Source organism: Crossiella sp. NPDC003009 (assembly GCF_053591555.1).
On the sequence record NZ_JBSFUA010000004.1, the window covers coordinates 54,649 to 70,947 of the forward strand.

12 protein-coding genes are annotated in these 16,299 nt (G+C 72.2%); 3 read left to right on the forward strand and 9 right to left on the reverse strand.

Features of this window, described 5'->3' with window-relative positions; genetic code table 11:
* Positions 1–98 precede the first annotated feature (98 nt).
* The gene (locus ACWDY5_RS06265) at positions 99–413 is read left to right on the forward strand and encodes a hypothetical protein (RefSeq protein ID WP_449721224.1); all 315 of its coding nucleotides are present in this window, start codon (positions 99–101) and stop codon (positions 411–413) included.
* A 20-nt stretch (positions 414–433) separates the two neighbouring features.
* Here the strand turns inward: ACWDY5_RS06265 and ACWDY5_RS06270 are convergent, their stop codons facing one another.
* The 3 genes from ACWDY5_RS06270 to ACWDY5_RS06280 form a co-directional block, all read right to left on the reverse strand.
* Positions 434–1,630 carry a sensor histidine kinase gene (locus tag ACWDY5_RS06270; RefSeq protein WP_449721225.1) on the reverse strand — a complete coding sequence of 399 codons (1,197 nt, stop codon included), beginning with the start codon at positions 1,628–1,630 and terminating at the stop codon, positions 434–436.
* Positions 1,627–2,295 (reverse strand): response regulator transcription factor, encoded by a 669-nt coding sequence (locus ACWDY5_RS06275; RefSeq protein WP_449721226.1) that lies wholly within the window; start codon positions 2,293–2,295, stop codon positions 1,627–1,629. The genes ACWDY5_RS06270 and ACWDY5_RS06275 overlap by 4 nt, the downstream gene beginning before the upstream one ends.
* 66 nt (positions 2,296–2,361) lie before the next feature.
* Positions 2,362–2,913 (reverse strand): AAA family ATPase, encoded by a 552-nt coding sequence (locus ACWDY5_RS06280; protein WP_449721227.1) that lies wholly within the window; start codon positions 2,911–2,913, stop codon positions 2,362–2,364.
* A gap of 69 nt (positions 2,914–2,982) precedes the next feature.
* Between ACWDY5_RS06280 and ACWDY5_RS06285 the strand changes: the two genes are divergently transcribed.
* Positions 2,983–3,951 (forward strand): aldo/keto reductase, encoded by a 969-nt coding sequence (locus ACWDY5_RS06285; protein ID WP_449721228.1) that lies wholly within the window; start codon positions 2,983–2,985, stop codon positions 3,949–3,951.
* On the opposite strand, the gene ACWDY5_RS06290 is transcribed toward ACWDY5_RS06285, so the two are convergent.
* On the reverse strand, positions 3,921–5,198 hold the full coding sequence (locus ACWDY5_RS06290; RefSeq protein ID WP_449721229.1) for an FAD-binding oxidoreductase: 1,278 nt from the start codon (positions 5,196–5,198) through the stop codon (positions 3,921–3,923). The genes ACWDY5_RS06285 and ACWDY5_RS06290 overlap by 31 nt on opposite strands.
* A 62-nt stretch (positions 5,199–5,260) precedes the next feature.
* Here ACWDY5_RS06290 and ACWDY5_RS06295 point away from each other — a divergent pair, with 62 nt between their 5' ends.
* Entirely contained in the window at positions 5,261–6,214 is a 954-nt protein-coding gene (locus ACWDY5_RS06295) for a helix-turn-helix transcriptional regulator (RefSeq protein WP_449721230.1), read from the forward strand.
* A gap of 36 nt (positions 6,215–6,250) precedes the next feature.
* Here the strand turns inward: ACWDY5_RS06295 and ACWDY5_RS06300 are convergent, their stop codons facing one another.
* The 5 genes from ACWDY5_RS06300 to ACWDY5_RS06320 form a co-directional block, all read right to left on the reverse strand.
* A complete protein-coding gene (locus ACWDY5_RS06300) occupies positions 6,251–6,433 on the reverse strand; it encodes a DUF6104 family protein (RefSeq protein WP_252484204.1) in 183 nt (60 codons plus the stop codon).
* Positions 6,434–6,505: 72 nt separating this feature from the next.
* Positions 6,506–10,183 (reverse strand): multifunctional oxoglutarate decarboxylase/oxoglutarate dehydrogenase thiamine pyrophosphate-binding subunit/dihydrolipoyllysine-residue succinyltransferase subunit, encoded by a 3,678-nt coding sequence (locus ACWDY5_RS06305; RefSeq protein WP_283663211.1) that lies wholly within the window; start codon positions 10,181–10,183, stop codon positions 6,506–6,508.
* 301 nt (positions 10,184–10,484) lie between these two features.
* On the reverse strand, positions 10,485–14,225 hold the full coding sequence (locus tag ACWDY5_RS06310) for an ABC transporter ATP-binding protein (RefSeq protein WP_449721231.1): 3,741 nt from the start codon (positions 14,223–14,225) through the stop codon (positions 10,485–10,487).
* A gap of 38 nt (positions 14,226–14,263) precedes the next feature.
* Complete coding sequence (locus ACWDY5_RS06315) at positions 14,264–15,094, reverse strand: hypothetical protein (protein WP_449721232.1); 831 nt, start codon at positions 15,092–15,094, stop codon at positions 14,264–14,266.
* Positions 15,094–16,203, reverse strand: a complete 1,110-nt coding sequence (locus ACWDY5_RS06320) for an ABC transporter ATP-binding protein (protein WP_449721233.1) — start codon at positions 16,201–16,203, stop codon at positions 15,094–15,096. Before ACWDY5_RS06320 ends, ACWDY5_RS06315 begins: the two co-directional genes overlap by 1 nt.
* Between the last annotated feature and the right edge of the window lie 96 nt (positions 16,204–16,299).

The following is a 16,299-nucleotide window of genomic DNA, read 5'->3' on the forward strand; positions in this document are numbered from 1 at the left end:
CGGTCCCGCGGCCCCGGACGGCGATCAACGCTTTCGGTTGGTTTTCCCCCTGTTTCGGTTCACTTCTCGTGTTCGATCCACCAACACGAGGAGATTCCATGAGGTCGCTGAAGTCCGTGCTCCTGGTCGGCGCGCTCGCCATCGGTCTGCCGCTGGGCACCGCGTCGGTCGCCATGGCCGACGAAGCCGCGAAGCCCGCCAAGCCGGGTGTGGTCAAGTTCGCCGGGATCGCCGTGGCGGAGACCGCGGACAAGGCCGTGCGGCTGGCGCAGGACGGGGTTGACAAGGCGATCGCGGCGCACGAGAAGCGGACCGGGACCAGCTGCAAGAAGCTGAAGGGTCTGGTCACGGTGGAGAAGCGGTCCGAGACCAGCTTCGTGGGCACCGCGCGGACCAGCGCCGTCTGCCGCTAGGCCGCCGCGCCGGGCGGGGCTCAGGCCCGGCTGGCCGCCGGAACGCGGTGCGGGGCCGCCAGGTCCGGTAGCCACAGCACGAAGGTGCTGCCGTGGCCGGGGGAGCTGTGCACGGTGGCGTGGCCGTCGTGGCTCTCCACGATCTGCCGCACGATCGCCAGGCCGAGTCCGCTGTGACCGTTGTGCGCAGCATGGTCCTCGGCTTGCCAGAACCGGTCGAACACCCTGGCCTGGGCCTCGGGACCCAGGCCGGGGCCCTGGTCGCGGACGGCGAGCCAGCACCAGCCGTCGCCGCGGCCGGTGGCCACCTCGACCGTGCTGCCCTCGGGGGCGAAGCGCAGCGCGTTGCTCAACAGGTTGGCGGTGGCGCGTTTGAGCGCGTCCCGGTCGCCGGTCACCCGCAGGCCTGGGGCCAGCCGGCGGGTGAGGGTGAGGCCGGCCTCGGTGGCGAGCTGATCGTGTTCGGCGGCGGACTCCTCGGCCAGCTCGCCCAGGTCGGCCTCGGTCTCGGCGAAGGCGGGGGCGTCCCGGCGGCCGGTGGCCAGCAGGTCCTCGACCAGGCCGCTCATCCGCAGCACCGCGCGGCGCACCACCTCACCCGCCTGCTGCCGTTCCGCCGCCGTGGCGTCCGGGCGGGTGAGCACCGCGTCCACGTTCGCCTGGATGATCGCCAGCGGGTTGCGCAGCTCGTGCGAGGCGTCGCCGAGCAGGCGGCGCTGGTCGGCGAAGGCGGTGTCCAGCCTGGCCAGCATGTCGTCGATGGTGTCGGCCAGGCCGCGCAGCTCGTCGGAGGGGCCGTCCAGGGCGATCCGGCGGGACAGGTCGGTGGCGCTGATCTCCCTGGCGCGCTGGGTGATCCGGCGGATCGGCCGCAGCGCGCGGCCGGCCTGCCACCAGCCGATGGCCAGGCTGAGCAGGAACAGCGCGGAGAGCGCGAGCGCGGAGTACCGGCCGAGCAGGGTGACCGCCTGGTACTGCACGTCGCGCTCGAAGTCCTTGAGCGCGTTCTGCTTCTCCGCCGTCCAGTACTGCACGCCGTCCGGGCCGATGAGCACCTTGACCAGCGGGCTCTGCGTCGACGGCTCGGCCGTCTCCAGGGTGTACAGCACGCCGAGGTAGATCGCGGTGATCACCAGCGCGCCCAGCACGAACACCCAGGCCGAGTAGGACACGGTGAGCCGGAACCGGATCGTGGTCATCCAGCGGTGCGCGCTCACCGCTCCACCAGCCGGTAGCCGCGGCCGATCACGGTCTCGATCGGCGCCCGGCCCTGCGCACTGGACACCTTGCGCCGCAACGTGCCCACCGTGACCCGCACGGTCTCGGTGAACGGGTTGGCGAACTCGTCCCACACGTGTTCGAGCAGCTCCTCGGCGGGAACCAGCTTGCCCGGCCTGGACATCAGGTACCGCAGCACGCCGAACTCCTTGCGGGTCAACGAGATCGGCACCCCGTCCCGGCTCACCTCACCGCTGGCCGGGTCCAGCTCCAGCCCGCCCGCGCGCAGCACCGGCTCCCCGCAGTCGCCGTCCCGCCGCAGCAGCGCCCTGATCCTGGCCAGCAGCTCGGCCAGCGCGAACGGCTTCACCAGGTAGTCGTCCGCGCCGTGATCCAGCCCGCGTACCCGGTCGGCCAGGCTGGCCCGCGCGGTGAGCATCAGGATCCGCACCCCGCTGGTCGCCCGGATCCGGCGGCACAGGCCGAGGCCGTCGCCGTCGGGCAGGTTCAGGTCCAGCACCACCAGGTCGTAGGCGTGCACGCCGAACTTGGTCAGCGCCTCGGCGCCGGTGGCCGCGGTGTCCACCGCGTACCCGGCGTGGCTGAGCCCGGTGCGCAGCGCGCTGGCCAGGTCGGCCTCGTCCTCCACGATGAGCAGTCGCACCCCGCCGACGGTATCCGCACTGGCGGAGAGGTCCGGACCACGCTTTCGGCGGATTTTCGCCCGCGCTCAGTCCCCGGCGAGCAGGTACGCACCGCGGGCGATCCCGGCCAGCACCGCGGTGGTGGTGGCGTCGGCGTCCATCGGCCCGGAGTCCACCACGTGCCGTTCCAGCTCGCCCAGCTCGCTGAACTGCCGGTACAGCTCCCGGATCGGGGCGACCGCGGTCAGCGCCTCCGGTCCCCGGTCCACCGCGCGCCCGATGGTGATCGCCTCGTTCGGCCGCAGCACCACGTAGTGCGTCTTGAACCCGGCGCCGGCCTTGCGGAAGACGTCCAGGAACCACGGCCCGATCACGCCGTCGACCACCACGTCGTAGCCGCCGACGGCGTAGCCGAAGGCCGCGCCGGCCAGCACGTCGATCACGATCTCGTTCTGCCGCTGGGCTTCTGGCAGGTACGGCGCGATCGCGCCGCGCCGGATGAACTTGTAGAAGTCGTCGGTGTGCAGGTGCACGCTGGGCGACAGCTCATCGGCCAGCAACCGCGACACCGTGCTCTTGCCTGCCCCCGGCGGGCCGGTGAGCACGATGACCTGTCCTGGTGACACGGGCTCGCTCATGCCGTCGATGATGGCCCAGCCACTGGAATTGCGCTGCTGTGAATGGCGGCACGGCGTAGGTTCGGCCGCATGGAGTATGTGAAGCTGGGCGCCACCGGACTGGACGTCTCCCGGATCTGCCTGGGCTGCATGAGCTACGGCGTGCCTGAGCGCGGCCCGCACCCGTGGTCGCTGACCGAGGAGCAGAGCAGGCCGTTCCTCAAGCGCGCGGTCGAGCTGGGCATCAACTTCTTCGACACCGCCAACTTCTACAGCGACGGCACCAGCGAGGAGATCACCGGCAAGCTGCTCGGCGAGTACGCCCGCCGGGACGAGATCGTGCTGGCCACCAAGGTGTTCCTGCCGATGGGGGAGGGGCCGAACCGGCGCGGCCTGTCCCGCAAGGCGATCTTCACCGAGTTGGACAACAGCCTGCGCAGGCTGGGCACCGACTACATCGACCTGTACCAGATCCACCGGTTCGACCCGCACACGCCGATCGAGGAGACCCTGGAAGCCCTGCACGACGTGGTCAAGTCGGGGAAGGTGCGCTACCTCGGCGCCTCCTCCATGCACACCTACCAGTTCGCCAAGATGCTCTACACCGCCGACCTCAACGGCTGGACCAGGTTCGTCTCCATGCAGAACCACTACAACCTGATCTACCGCGAGGAGGAGCGGGAGATGCTGCCGCTGTGCGCGGAGGAGGGCATCGGCGTGATCCCGTGGAGCCCGCTGGCCCGCGGCCGCCTCACCCGCGACTGGGACGAGGCCACCGCGCGCGCCGAGACCGACGATTTTGGCAAGACGCTCTACCAGGACAGCGACCGGATCGTGGTGGACGCGGTGGCGGCGGTGGCCGCCGAGCGCGGGGTGCCCAGGGCACAGGTCGGACTGGCCTGGCTGCTGCACAACCCGGCGGTGACCGCGCCCATCGTCGGCGCCACCAAGATGCACCACCTGGAGGACGCGGTCGCCGCGGTCGGCCTCGAACTCTCCGCGGAGGAGATCGCCCGGCTGGAAGCGCCCTACACGCCGCACGCCGTGGTCGGCTTCTGACCCTCCGGTAGCACCCCGAACCGGCCCGCCGGGTCCAGCCGCGCCTTCAGCTCGTGCACCCAGCGCGGGTAGCGGGCCTCGGCCGGGTCGGTGAGGAAGTTGCGGAACCGCCCGCCGCTGGTCCACGGGGCCAGCGCGGTGAACAGCGCCTCGTGCGCGGCGGGCGTGTCCGCGCCGGGGGCCAGCGTGGTGATGGTGGCCAGGTACGCCGCGTCCCGGCCACCCACCGCGTTGGGCGCCGGGCTGGCCAGCGCGCCGCCGAGGTGGCGCAGCTCCACGATGTGCGGGCCGGGCGGGGTGTGCGCGAGCAGTCGGCGCGTGATCAGCGCGTCGGCGGCGCGCAGCATCCGGTTGCTGGAGCGGAACGGGGCCGGGGTGGTCGGGTCGTTGTAGATCGAGCCGACCTCGGTCAGCGGGAGCGGGCCGAGGGTGTCCAGCAGCGGGCCGAGCGCGCGCAGCGGGGCGACCAGCTCGTCGGCGGCCGGTCCGGCCTGGGTGATCCGCAGGTGCGCCACCCGGCGCCCGCGCAGCGGCTCGGGCACGCCGGGGAAGTCCGGGAACGGGATCACCGCGATCGAGGAGGTCAGCGTGTCCGGCACGGTCGCGGTCCACTCGGTCCACACCCGCAGCGCCTCCGGGATCAGCCCGGTGTCGAAGAACAGCCCGCCTGCCCACAGCTCCGGCAGCGGGAGCAGCTCGAAGGTCATCGCGGTCACGATGCCCAGCGCCGCGCCGCTGCCGAGCAAGCCCTGGAACAGCTCCGAACCGGGCCCGACCTCCTGGAGCGTGCCGTCGGCGGTGACCACCTCCAGCGAGCGCACCCGGTCGGCGGCCCAGCCGAACGGACGGCCGAACAGGCTCAGCCCGCCACCCAGGGTGTAGCCGATGACGCCCACGTGCGGCGCGCTGCCCAGCAGCGGCATCAGCCCGTGCGGGGCGGCGGCTGCCAGAACCTCGGCCCAGCGCACGCCCGCGCCTGCCCGCGCGGTGCGCTCGACCGGGTCCACGGTCAGCTCCCGCATCCGGTGCGTGGTGATCAGCACGCCCGGCTGGCCGGTGGGCGGCAGGCCGTGGCCGGTGGACTGCACCGCGACGGGCAGGTCCCGCTCGGCGGCCAGGGCCACCGCGGCCCGCACGTCGGTGGCGGAGGCCGCGCCGACCACCAGTGCCGGGCGGTAGTCGGAGTGGGTCTGGAAGCCCGCGCGCTCGGTGTCGTAGTCGGCGGAACTGGGCTCGAAGGTCAACATGTGGCCCACGTTAGGAGCCGTTCCGGACAGGTCCTGTCCGCAAGCGTGGCAATCTTGGCGGTATGAGCCCGCTCGCCAGAGTCATGCGGTTGCTGTCGCTGTTGCAGGCCCGCCGGGAGTGGTCCGGCGCGGAGCTGGCCGAGCGGCTGGCGGTCACCGACCGGACCGTGCGCCGCGATGTGGAGAAGCTGCGCGAGCTGGGCTACCCGGTGCAGGCGAGCACCGGCACCGCGGGCGGCTATCGGCTGGTCTCCGGCCGCAACCTGCCGCCGCTGGCGCTGGATGAGGAGGAGGCGGTCGCGGTGGCCACCGGGCTGCTCACCGCGGCCGGCACCGGGATCAGCGGGGTGGCCGAGACCGCGGTGCGGGCGCTGGCCAAGCTGAGCCAGATCCTGCCCTCCCGGCTGCGGCACCGGGTGGCCGCGGTCGCCCAGGCCACCGATCCGGTGCACGCGGCCACCGGCGCGCAGGTCGACCCCTCGGTGCTCGCTGTGCTCGGCGCGGCCGTGCGCGACGGCGAGCTGCTCACCTTCGGCTACCGGCGGCGGGACGGCTCAGCGGGGGAGCGCAGAGTCGAGCCGCACCGCCTGATCACCGGCTACCGGCTCTGGTACCTGCTGGCCCACGACGTCGAACGCGCCGACTGGCGCACCTTCCGGGTCGACCGGATCACCGACCCCCGCCCCACCGGCCGCCGCTTCGCCCCGCGCGAACTGCCCGAGGCGGACACCGCCGCCTACCTGGACCGGGTGCTGGCCACCGCCCCCTACCGGCACCACGCCCTGGCGCGGATCGCCGCGCCGCCGCGCGAGGTGCTGGCCAGGACGTTCCACCTGCTGCCGGCCAGGGTGACCGAGATCGAGGGCGGCAGCGAGGTCCGGCTCAGCGCGGACACGCCCCGGGACGTGGTGCGCGACCTGCTCGGCCTGGCCGCGATCGGCGCTGACCTGGAGATCGCCGAGGCGGACGAGGAAGTGCGGGCCGAACTGCGGGCAGCCAGGGAACGGCTGGGCTGAGCGCCGGGCCGACCACGACCCGGCGCGGGTGCCGCCTCAGTCGTCCAGGTCGTCCGCGTCGTCGCGGGCCAGGAAGGTCGCCAGCCGCTCGATGGTGGTCTCGAAGTCGGGGTTGAGGTCGACGAAGGCGCGCAGCTTGTCGGCCACCCAGGCCAGGGTGACCTCCTCCTCGCCGCGCCGCTGCTCCAGCTCCTCGATACCGCGGTCGGTGAAGTACACGGATTCCTCCGGGATATGGCCGAGCCGCCAAGCCTGGGAGCAGGCTTGGCGGCTCGGGACGAACTCAAACGATCAGTCGAAAGCCTTGGCGATCAACGCCGCCTGCTCGACGTCGTGCACCTTGCCGGACCCAGCGGACGGGGCCGCCATCGCGCGCCGCGAGACCCGCTTGAGCCCGCCGAGGCGCTCGGGCAGCAGCTCCGGCAGGGACAGGCCCAGGAACGGCCAGGCGCCCTGGTTCGCCGGCTCCTCCTGGACCCAGCGGATGTCCTTGGCGTTGGGGTACTTGTCCAGCACCAGGCCCAGCTTCTTGTGCGGCACCGGGTAGAGCTGCTCGATGCGCACGATCGCCACGTTGTCCGCGCCGCGCTTCTGCCGCTCGGCGTTGAGCTCGTAGCTGATCTTGCCGCTGCACAGCAGCACGCGGTCGACCTTGTTCGGGTCGGCCACCACCGGGTCGGCCAGCACCGAGTGGAACTTGCTGTCGGTGAAGTCCTCGACCGGGCTGGTCGCGGCCTTCATCCGGAGCATGGACTTCGGGGTGAAGACCACCAGCGGCCGGTTGATCCCGTCCAGCGCGTGCCTGCGCAGCAGGTGGAAGTAGCTGGCCGGGGTGGACGGCACCGCCACCGTCATCGAGCCCTCCGCGCACAGCTGGAGGAAGCGCTCGATGCGGCCGGAGGTGTGGTCGGGGCCCTGGCCCTCGTGGCCGTGCGGCAGCAGCAGCACCACGTCGGAGCGCTGGCCCCACTTGGCCTCACCGGAGGAGATGAACTCGTCGATGATCGGCTGGGCGCCGTTGACGAAGTCGCCGAACTGCGCCTCCCACAGCACCAGCGCCTCGGGGTTGGCCACCGAGTAGCCGTACTCGAAGCCGAGCGCGGCGAACTCCGACAGCGCCGAGTCGTAGACCAGGAACTTGGCCTGGTCCTCCGACAGGTTCTGCAGCGGGGTGTACTCCTTGCCGGTCTTGCGGTCGATCAGCACCGAGTGCCGCTGCACGAAGGTGCCGCGCCGCGAGTCCTGACCGGCCAGGCGCACCCGCCGCTTCTCCATCACCAGCGAGCCGAAGGCCAGCAGCTCGGCGAAGGCCCAGTCGATGCCGCCCTCGCGGGCCATCTTCGCCCTGCGCTCCAGCACCGGCTTCACCCTCGGGTGCGGGCTGAAGCCCTCCGGCAGGTTGACGTGCGCGTCGGCGATGTGGGTCAGCGTCTCCAGCGAGATCGCGGTCTTGAGCTTGGTCGGGATGACCTGCTCGGCCTCCACCGACGGGCTCACCACGGCCGGGTGCTTCTCCAGCTCGCGGACCTCGTTGAAGACGTGCTCCAGCTGGCTGCCGAAGTCCTTCAGCGCGCTCTCGGCCTCCTCGACCGAGATGTCGCCCCGGCCGATCAGCGCCTCGGTGTAGGTCTTGCGGACCGAGCGCTTGGTGTCGATCAGGTCGTACATGGCCGGCTGGGTCATCGACGGGTCGTCGCCCTCGTTGTGACCGCGGCGCCGGTAGCAGAGCATGTCGATCACGACGTCCTTGCCGAAGGCCTGGCGATACTCCATCGCCAGCTTGGCCACCCACACACAGGCCTCGGGGTCGTCGCCGTTGACGTGGAAGACCGGCGCCTCGATCATCTTCGCCACGTCGGTGCAGTACTGGCTGGAGCGCGAGTACTCGGGGGCGGTGGTGAAGCCGACCTGGTTGTTGACCACCACGTGCACGGTGCCGCCGGTGCGGTAACCGCGCAGCAGCGCCAGGTTCAGCGTCTCGGCCACCACGCCCTGGCCGGCGAAGGCCGCGTCGCCGTGCAGCAGCACCGGGACGACGGTGAAGCCGCCCTCGCCCTTGTCCAGGATGTCCTGCTTGGCCCGGACGATGCCTTCCAGCACCGGGTCGACCGCTTCCAGGTGGGACGGGTTGCAGGTCAGCGAGACCGCGACCTCGCCGTCGCCGAACATCCGGAAGTACTTGCCCTCAGCGCCGAGGTGGTACTTCACGTCGCCGGAGCCGTGCGCCTGGCCGGGGTCGAGGTTGCCCTCGAACTCGCGGAAGATCTGCGAGATCGGCTTGCCCACGATGTTGGCCAGCACGTTGAGCCGCCCACGGTGCGGCATGCCGATGACGACCTCGTCCAGGTCGTACTCGGCCGCCTTGTCCAGCACCGCGTCCAGCAGCGGGATGACGGTCTCGCCGCCCTCCAGCGAGAACCGCTTCTGCCCGACGTACTTGGTCTGCAGGAAGGTCTCGAACGCCTCGGCCGCGTTGAGCTTGCTCAGGATGTAGATCTGCTCGGCCTGGTCCGGCTTGGAGTGCGGGACCTCGATCCGCTCCTGCAGCCACTTGCGCTCGTCCGGGCCGAGGATGTGGGTGTACTCGATGCCCACGGTGCGGCAGTAGGAGTCGCGCAGCACGCCGAGCACGTCGCGCAGCTTCATCCGCTCCCGCCCGGCGAACCCGCCGACCGCGAACTCGCGGTCCAGGTCCCACAGGGTCAGGCCGTGCGAGAGCACGTCCAGGTCGGGGTGGCGGCGCTGGCGGTAGTTCAGCGGGTCGGTGTCGGCCATCAGGTGGCCGCGGGAGCGGAAGGCGTCGATCAGCTCCAGCACGCGCGCGGTCTTGTCCACGGCGCCGTCCGGGATGTCAGCCACCCAGCGGATCGGCTCGTAGGGGATGCGCAGCGAGGCGAAGATGCTGTCGTAGAAGCCGTCCTCGCCCAGCAGCAGCTGGTGGATCCGGCGCAGGAACTCGCCGGACTCCGCGCCCTGGATGATCCGGTGGTCGTAGGTGGACGTCAGCGTGATGATCTTGCTGATGCCCATCTTGATCAGGGCCTTCTCGCTGGCGCCCTGGAACTCGGCCGGGTACTCCATCGCGCCGACGCCGATGATCGCGCCCTGGCCCGCGGTCAGCCTCGGCACCGAGTGGTTGGTGCCGATGGTGCCGGGGTTGGTCAGCGAGATCGTGGTGCCGGTGAAGTCGTCGTTGCCGAGCTTGCCGCCGCGGGCCTTGCGGATCAGGTCCTCGTAGGCCTGCCAGAACTGCAGGAAGGACATGGACTCGCAGCCCTTGATGGAGGCCACCACCAGGGTGCGCGAGCCGTCCTTGCCGGGCAGGTCGATGGCCAGGCCGAGGTTGACGTGCTCGGGGGTGCCGATGGTCGGCTTGCCCTCGGTCTCGGCGAAGAAGCGGTTCATGTTCGGGTAGCTCTCCAGCGCCCGGACAATCGCGTAGCCGATGAGGTGGGTGAAGGAGACCTTCCCGCCCCTGGTCCGCTTCAGGTGGTTGTTGATCACGATCCGGTTGTCCGCGAGCAGCTTGGCCGGGACCGCGCGCACCGAGGTGGCGGTCGGCACGGTCAGCGACTGCTCCATGTTCTTCGCGATCGCCGCGGCCGCGCCGCGCAACTGCTTGCGCTCGCCGGGACCCGAGGGCTGCTTCACCGGGGTCGCCGCGGCCGCAGCCGACGGGGTCGGCTTGGGCTTGGCCGGGGCAGCCGCCTTGGGGGCGGCGGCCGGGGCCTGGCCGTTGGTGTCAGGCGCCTTCGGCGGGGCTGCCTGGGTTGTGGTCACAGTGCTGGCGGCGGCCGACTGCGCCGCGGTCTCGCCGATGTCGGCGGACTTCTGCGTCGGCTTGTAGTCGGCGAAGAAGTCGTGCCACGCCGGGTCTACTGAGGTGGGATCAGCGAGGAACTGCTCATACATTTCCTCGACTAGCCACTCATTGGGGCCGAACTGTGACGCAGGGCTGCTGCTGGACACGGCCGACACTCGCCTCGATCCATCTGCTCGGGGTAAGACACACTCTGTTTCAGGCTAGTCCTACCGCGCGCCGCCGTGGTACAGGGCGGGGTCAGCGCGCGGAGGGCTAGGTCACAGAATCGTTTACTGGATCGGTCTAGTATCAAATCCGCACCTCAAGCGCAGCTCAAGCACGGTTCCGCCCCCGCCGCAACCCTGCCCAGAGCCCGCCGGGCCGACCGATCCGGTACCCGGGCGTGGCCGCCGTGGACCCCAGGCGAGATCACCCGGCGGCAGTTCTGGGTGTGACATCGGCCAACCCTCAGGCGGCGTCCAGGGTGCCCGCGCGCCAGAGGCGGGCGTAGGCGCCGTTCACGGCCAGCAGCTGGGCGTGGGTGCCCTCCTCCTCGATGCGGCCGTTGGCCAGCACCACGATGCGGTCCGCGCGGGCCGCGGTGGCCAGGCGGTGCGCGACCACGAAGGTGGTGCGCTCGCCGGTGAGGCGGTCGCTGGCGCTGAGCACGGCGGCCTCGGTGGCCGGGTCCAGCGCGGCGGTGGCCTCGTCCAGCAGCAGCAGGTCCGGATCGACCAAGCGGGCGCGGGCCAGCGCGATCAGCTGGCGCTGGCCGGCGGAGAGGCCCTGGCCGCGTTCGCCGACCGGCTGGCGGAAGCCCGCGCGCAGCCCGGCGATCATGGGCAGGGCGCCGACCGAGCGGGCCGCGGCCTCCACCTCGGCCGGGGTGGCTTCCGGACGGCCGTAGCCGATGTTGCTGGCCACGTCGCCGGTGAACAGGTGCGGCTCCTGCGGCACCACGCCGAGCCTGCCGCGGTAGCCGGGCAGGTGGTAGGCGCGGATGTCCACCCCGTCCACCAGCACCGTGCCCTCGGTGACGTCGTAGAACCGGGCCAGCAGCTTCACCAGCGTGGACTTGCCGGCGCCGGTGGCGCCGACCAGCGCGATGGTCTCGCCGGGGCGGGCGGTCAGCGAGATGTCGGTCAGCGCGGGCCGGTCGGTGCCGGGGTAGCTGAAGCCGACCCCGCGCAGCTCGACCGCGCCGCGCAGCCGCTCGGGCACCGCGCGCGGGTGGCCTGCCGGCGGCACCGAGGTCGGGGTGCGCAGCAGGTCGCCGATGCGGTGCAGGCCGACCTTGGCCTGCTGGTAGCCGTCGAAGACCCCGGACAGCTGCTGGATGGGCGCGAAGAACAGCCCCAGGTACAGCAGGAACGCCAGCAGCACGCCCGCGGTCAGCGAACCGGTGGCCACCCGGTACGCGCCCACGCCGAGCACCGCGGCCTGCGCCAGGTCGGAGAGCAGGGTGACGAACGGGAAGTAGGTCGCGATGTAGCGCTGGGCCCGCAGCCGGGAGCGCCGGTAGGCGTCGCTGCGCTCGGCGAAGGCGGCCGCGGAGTGCTCCTCCCTGGTGAACGCCTGGGCCACGCGCAGCCCGGAGACGTTCTCCTGCAGGTCGGCGTTGACCACCGAGACCCGTTCCCGCGCCTCGGCGTAGGCCTGCGAGGAGTAGCGGCGGAAGACCACCGTGGCGACCAGCAGGATGGGCAGCGCGGCCAGCGCGACCAGGGCCAGTCCGAGGTCGGTGAGCAGCAGGGCCACCGTGATGCCGCCGACGGTCAGCACGCTGACCACCGCGGTGGCCAGCCCGGTCTGCAGGAACGTGGACAGCGCGTCCACGTCGGTGGTCATCCTGGTCATGATCCGCCCGGCCAGCTCGCGCTCGTAGTAGTCCAGGCCGAGGCGTTGCAGCTGGCTGAAGCTGCGCACCCGCAGCAGGTACAGCACGCTCTCCCCGGCCCGCGCGGTGACCAGGGTCTGCGCGCTGACCGCGGCCCAGCCCAGGCCCACCACCAGCACGCCGAGCAGCACCAGCCCGGCCAGCGCCCAGCCGGAGCGGGCGTCCACCCCGTTGTCCACGCCGTGCCGGAACAGGGTGGGCAGCGCGATCGAGGTCGCCGCGTCCACCGCCACGCAGGCCACCGCGAGCAGCAGCAGCCTGCGCACCGGTGCCAGCAGCCGCCGCAGCCGGAACCCGGGGTCGGGCGCGCGGGCGTCGATGCCGGGCAGTTCAGGCTCGTCCCGCACCGGCGGCAGCGCGGCCACCTGGGCGAGCAGCTCGGGAGTCGCCTCCAGCGCGGTCATCGCGCCGACCCGGCCACCCCGGCCCGGCCGCGCGCCGCTGGCGGCCTGGCGCGCCGAGGCGCTGGGGCCTGAGGTGTCCTCCGGCGGGTCCGGCCAGAGCGCGGGGGTGACCCCGTCGGGGCCGGGCACCAGCGCCTCGGGCGCGGCGGCCTGGGTGTCCTCGATCGCCTCGCCCGGACCGGCCAGCAGCGCGCGGAACAGCGCGCAGCGCTCGGTCAGCTCGGCCTGGGTGCCCACGTCGACGACCTGGCCGCGGTCGAGCACCGCGATCCGGTCGGCCAGCGCCAGGGTGGAGCGGCGGTGCGCGATGAGCAGCGTGGTCCGGCTCGCGGTGACCGCGTGCAGGGTGGCGTGGATGGCCGCCTCGGTGGCCGGGTCCACCGCGGAGGTGGCGTCGTCCAGGATCAGCACCCTGGGGTCGGACAGCAGCGCGCGGGCCAGCGCGACCCGCTGCCGCTGACCACCGGAGAGGGTGAGCCCGCGCTCGCCGACCAGCGTGTCGTAACCCTGCGGCAGCGCCTCGATGAACTCGTGCGCCTCCGCCGCCTTGGCCGCCGCCTCCACCTCGGCCTCGGTGGCGTCGGGCCGCCCGTAGGCGATGTTGGCCCGGACGGTGTCGGAGAACAGGAACGCCTCCTCGAACACCACCCCGATCGCCCCGCGCAGCGCGGCCAGCCGCAGCCCCCTGATGTCCGCGCCGCCCAGCCGCACCGTGCCCTCGTGCACGTCGTAGAACCGCGGCAGCAGCAGCGACACGGTGGACTTGCCGGACCCGGCGGTGCCCACCAGCGCCAGCGTCTCGCCCGGCGCGACCCGCAGGGACACCCCGTCCAGCACCGGCTCGCTGCGCCGGTAGCCGAAGCGCACGTCCTCGAAGGCCACCTCCAGCGGCCCGTCCGGCACCTCGGCGGCGTCCGGGGCGTCGCGCACCTCCGGCTGGGAGTCGATCAGGTCGTACACCCGCTCCACGCTGGCCCTGGCCAGCTGGCTGGTGATCAGCAGGCTGGACAGCATCCGGGCCGGGCCGATCAGGTTGGCCACGTAGGTGGCGAAGGCGAGGAAGGTGCCGAGGGAGACCTGGCCGCTGATCGCGAGCGCCCCGCCCAGTCCGAGCACGCCGACCTGGCCCAGCGCGGGCAGCGCGGCCAGCGTCGCGTTCGGCTTCGCGGTCAGCCTGGCCGCGCGCAGCCGCTCGCCGAAGAGCTTGGTGGCCGCCCTCTCCAGCCTGCCGGTCTCCCTGGCCTCCTGCCCGAAGCCCTTGACCACCCTGACCCCGGTGACGGTCTCCTCCACGTGCTGGGCCACGTCCGCGGCCCGCTGCTGCGCCGACCAGGTGGCCGGGAACAGCACGCTCCGGCTGCGCAGCACGGTGACGAACACCGCGGGCACCACCAGCAGCGCGACCAGGGTGAGCAGCGGGGACAGCCACAGCATCGCGCCGAGCGCGATCACCGCGAACACCACCTGACCCGCGGCCAGCGGCACCATGGACAGCAGCGAGTGCACCAGCTGCAGGTCGGTGATCGCCCTGGACACCACCTGCCCGGTGCGCAGCGAGTCCTGGTTGCCGCCGTCCAGCCGCTGCACCGAGCCGAACACCGCGCGGCGCAGGTCGTGCTGCACGTCCAGGGCCAGCCGCCCGCCCAGGTAGCGGCGCACGAACGCGGTGCCGAAGGCCAGCAGCGCCAGCGCGCACAGCCCGGCCACGATCCAGCTGAGCCAGGCCGTGCTGCCCGCGACCGCGTCGTCCACCGCCTTGGCCAGCAGCAGCGGCGCGACGGCCTGCAGCCCGACGCCGACCACCGAGGCCAGCATGGCCGCGACCACGATGCGCGGGTGCGCCCAGCAGGCGCGGGTCAGCCTGCGGATCCAGCCGCGGCCAGTGGTGGGGTTCGTGGTGGTGGGCACCCCGTCACGCTAACCCGGGTGCCCGACACCGTTCGCGCTCAGGCGATGTCGCGCCGTTGCGCGACCAGCCTGCCCACGGCCACGAACAGGCCGACGTAGCCCAGGAACACCAGGCCGCTGCCCCACCAGGGCAGGCCGTCGGTGTCGGTGAAGCCGCGGTCGAGGGAGCGGGCCGCGCCGCTGATGGAGTCCAGCAGCAAGTCCTGGGCCACCCCGCCGACCATGTTGCTGCCGCTGGCGTTGGGCAGGAAGTAGGTGACCTCCGGCGCGCCCTGGCTGCCCAGCACACCGCGGATCAGCGCCTCCAGCAGCGCGCCCAGCGGCACCACGAGCACCACGGCCAGCTGGTTGCCCATCAGCGCGCCCAGTCCGACGCCCAGCACCACCCACAGCACGTTGGCCAGCACCGCGACCAGGCAGAGCAGCAGCCAGGACCCCACGTTCGGGAAGTTGTCGATGTCCAGCGCGAGCAGCGCGCCGACCGTGCCGAAGATCGCGATGACCACGCCGTAGAGCACGCCGAACCCGCTGTAGGTGATCAGCTTGGCCAGCATCGAGGCGGTCCGCGAGGGCGCGGTGAGGTAGGTGGTGGTGATGGTGCGGTGCTGGAACTCCCCGGCCACCGCCAGCCCGCCGAAGATCGCGGAGAAGATGGTGCCGATGTTCACCCCGCTGGCGAAGACCAGCAGCGCCAGCGGCACGTTCAGGTTGGTGTCCTGCACCTGCGAGGCGATCGAGGTCAGGAACAGGCCCGCCGCACTGCCGCCCAGGGTGACCAGCAGCGTGACCAGCGCGGCCGGGATGAGCAGCGCCCACCACACGTTGGTGGTGAGGATCTTGCGCAGCTCGCTCTTGATCAGGGCGCCCATCAGGCGTTACCTCCGTACTGGTTGCCCTGCTGGCCGGGCTGCGGCGGGTAGCCGGGCTGCTGCGGCTGCTGGTAGCCCTGCTGGTAGGCCTGTTGCTGCTGGTAGGCCTGCTCGTAGGTGGTCGGGGCAGGCAGGCCGCCGCTGGGCGGTCCCCAGCCGCCGCCCGGTGGCGTCGGCGGCGGGTACTGACCAGGGGCCTGGCCGGTGTACTGGGCGCTGGTCAGCTGGAAGAACAGCCGCTCCAGGTCGACCTGCTCCTCCTGCATGGCGTAGATCGCCACGCCTGCGGAGAGGGCCACGTCGGCGACCTGCTTGGTGTGCACGCCGGTGATGGCCAGCCTGCCGTCCGGGGTCGGCTCGATCATGGTGTGCCCGGCCGCCTGCAGCGCCTCGACCAGCTTGTGCGGGTCGGCGGGCTGCACGATGACCCGGCTCTGCTGGGACTGGCGCAGCGTCTCCAGGCCGCCGTTGTAGACGGTGCGGCCGCGGCTGATGATCACCACGTGGTCCACGGTCTGCTCCACCTCGGCGAGCAGGTGGCTGGAGACCAGCACGGTGCGGCCGCTGCGCGCGAAGGACTGCAGGAAGCTGCGCAGCCAGGCGATGCCCTCCGGGTCCAGGCCGTTGGCCGGCTCGTCCAGCACCAGCACCTGCGGATCGCCCAGCAGCGCGGTGGCCAGCGCGAGGCGCTGCCGCATGCCGAGGGAGAAGCTGCCCGCGCGCCGGTCGCCCGCCGCGCCGAGGCCGACCAGCTGGAGCACCTGGTCCACCCGCTCGTCCGGCACCTCCAGCGCGGCGGCGTAGATCTTGAGGTGGTTCCGGGCCGAGCGGCCGGGGTGGAAGCTCTGCGCCTCCAGCACCGCGCCGACCACCCGGCCTGGCTTGCCGAGCTGCTCGTAGGGCACCCCGTTGATGGTCGCCTGTCCGCTGGTGGGCCGGACCAGGCCGAGCACCATGCGGAGGGTGGTCGTCTTGCCGGACCCGTTGGGTCCGAGGAAGCCGGTCACCGTGCCGGGTTCGACGATGAAGCTCAGGTCCTGCACCGCGGTGATGTTCCCGAACTGCTTCGTCAGGTTCCCCACCACGATCCGGCCACTGCCGTCGTGCACGCGTTCCTCCAGGTGCCACGGGGTACGGCCGCAATACTGCCGCATTCGTCGCGTTCGCGTGGCCGGATGCCGACCACGTGGCTCCTGGAGTGACCG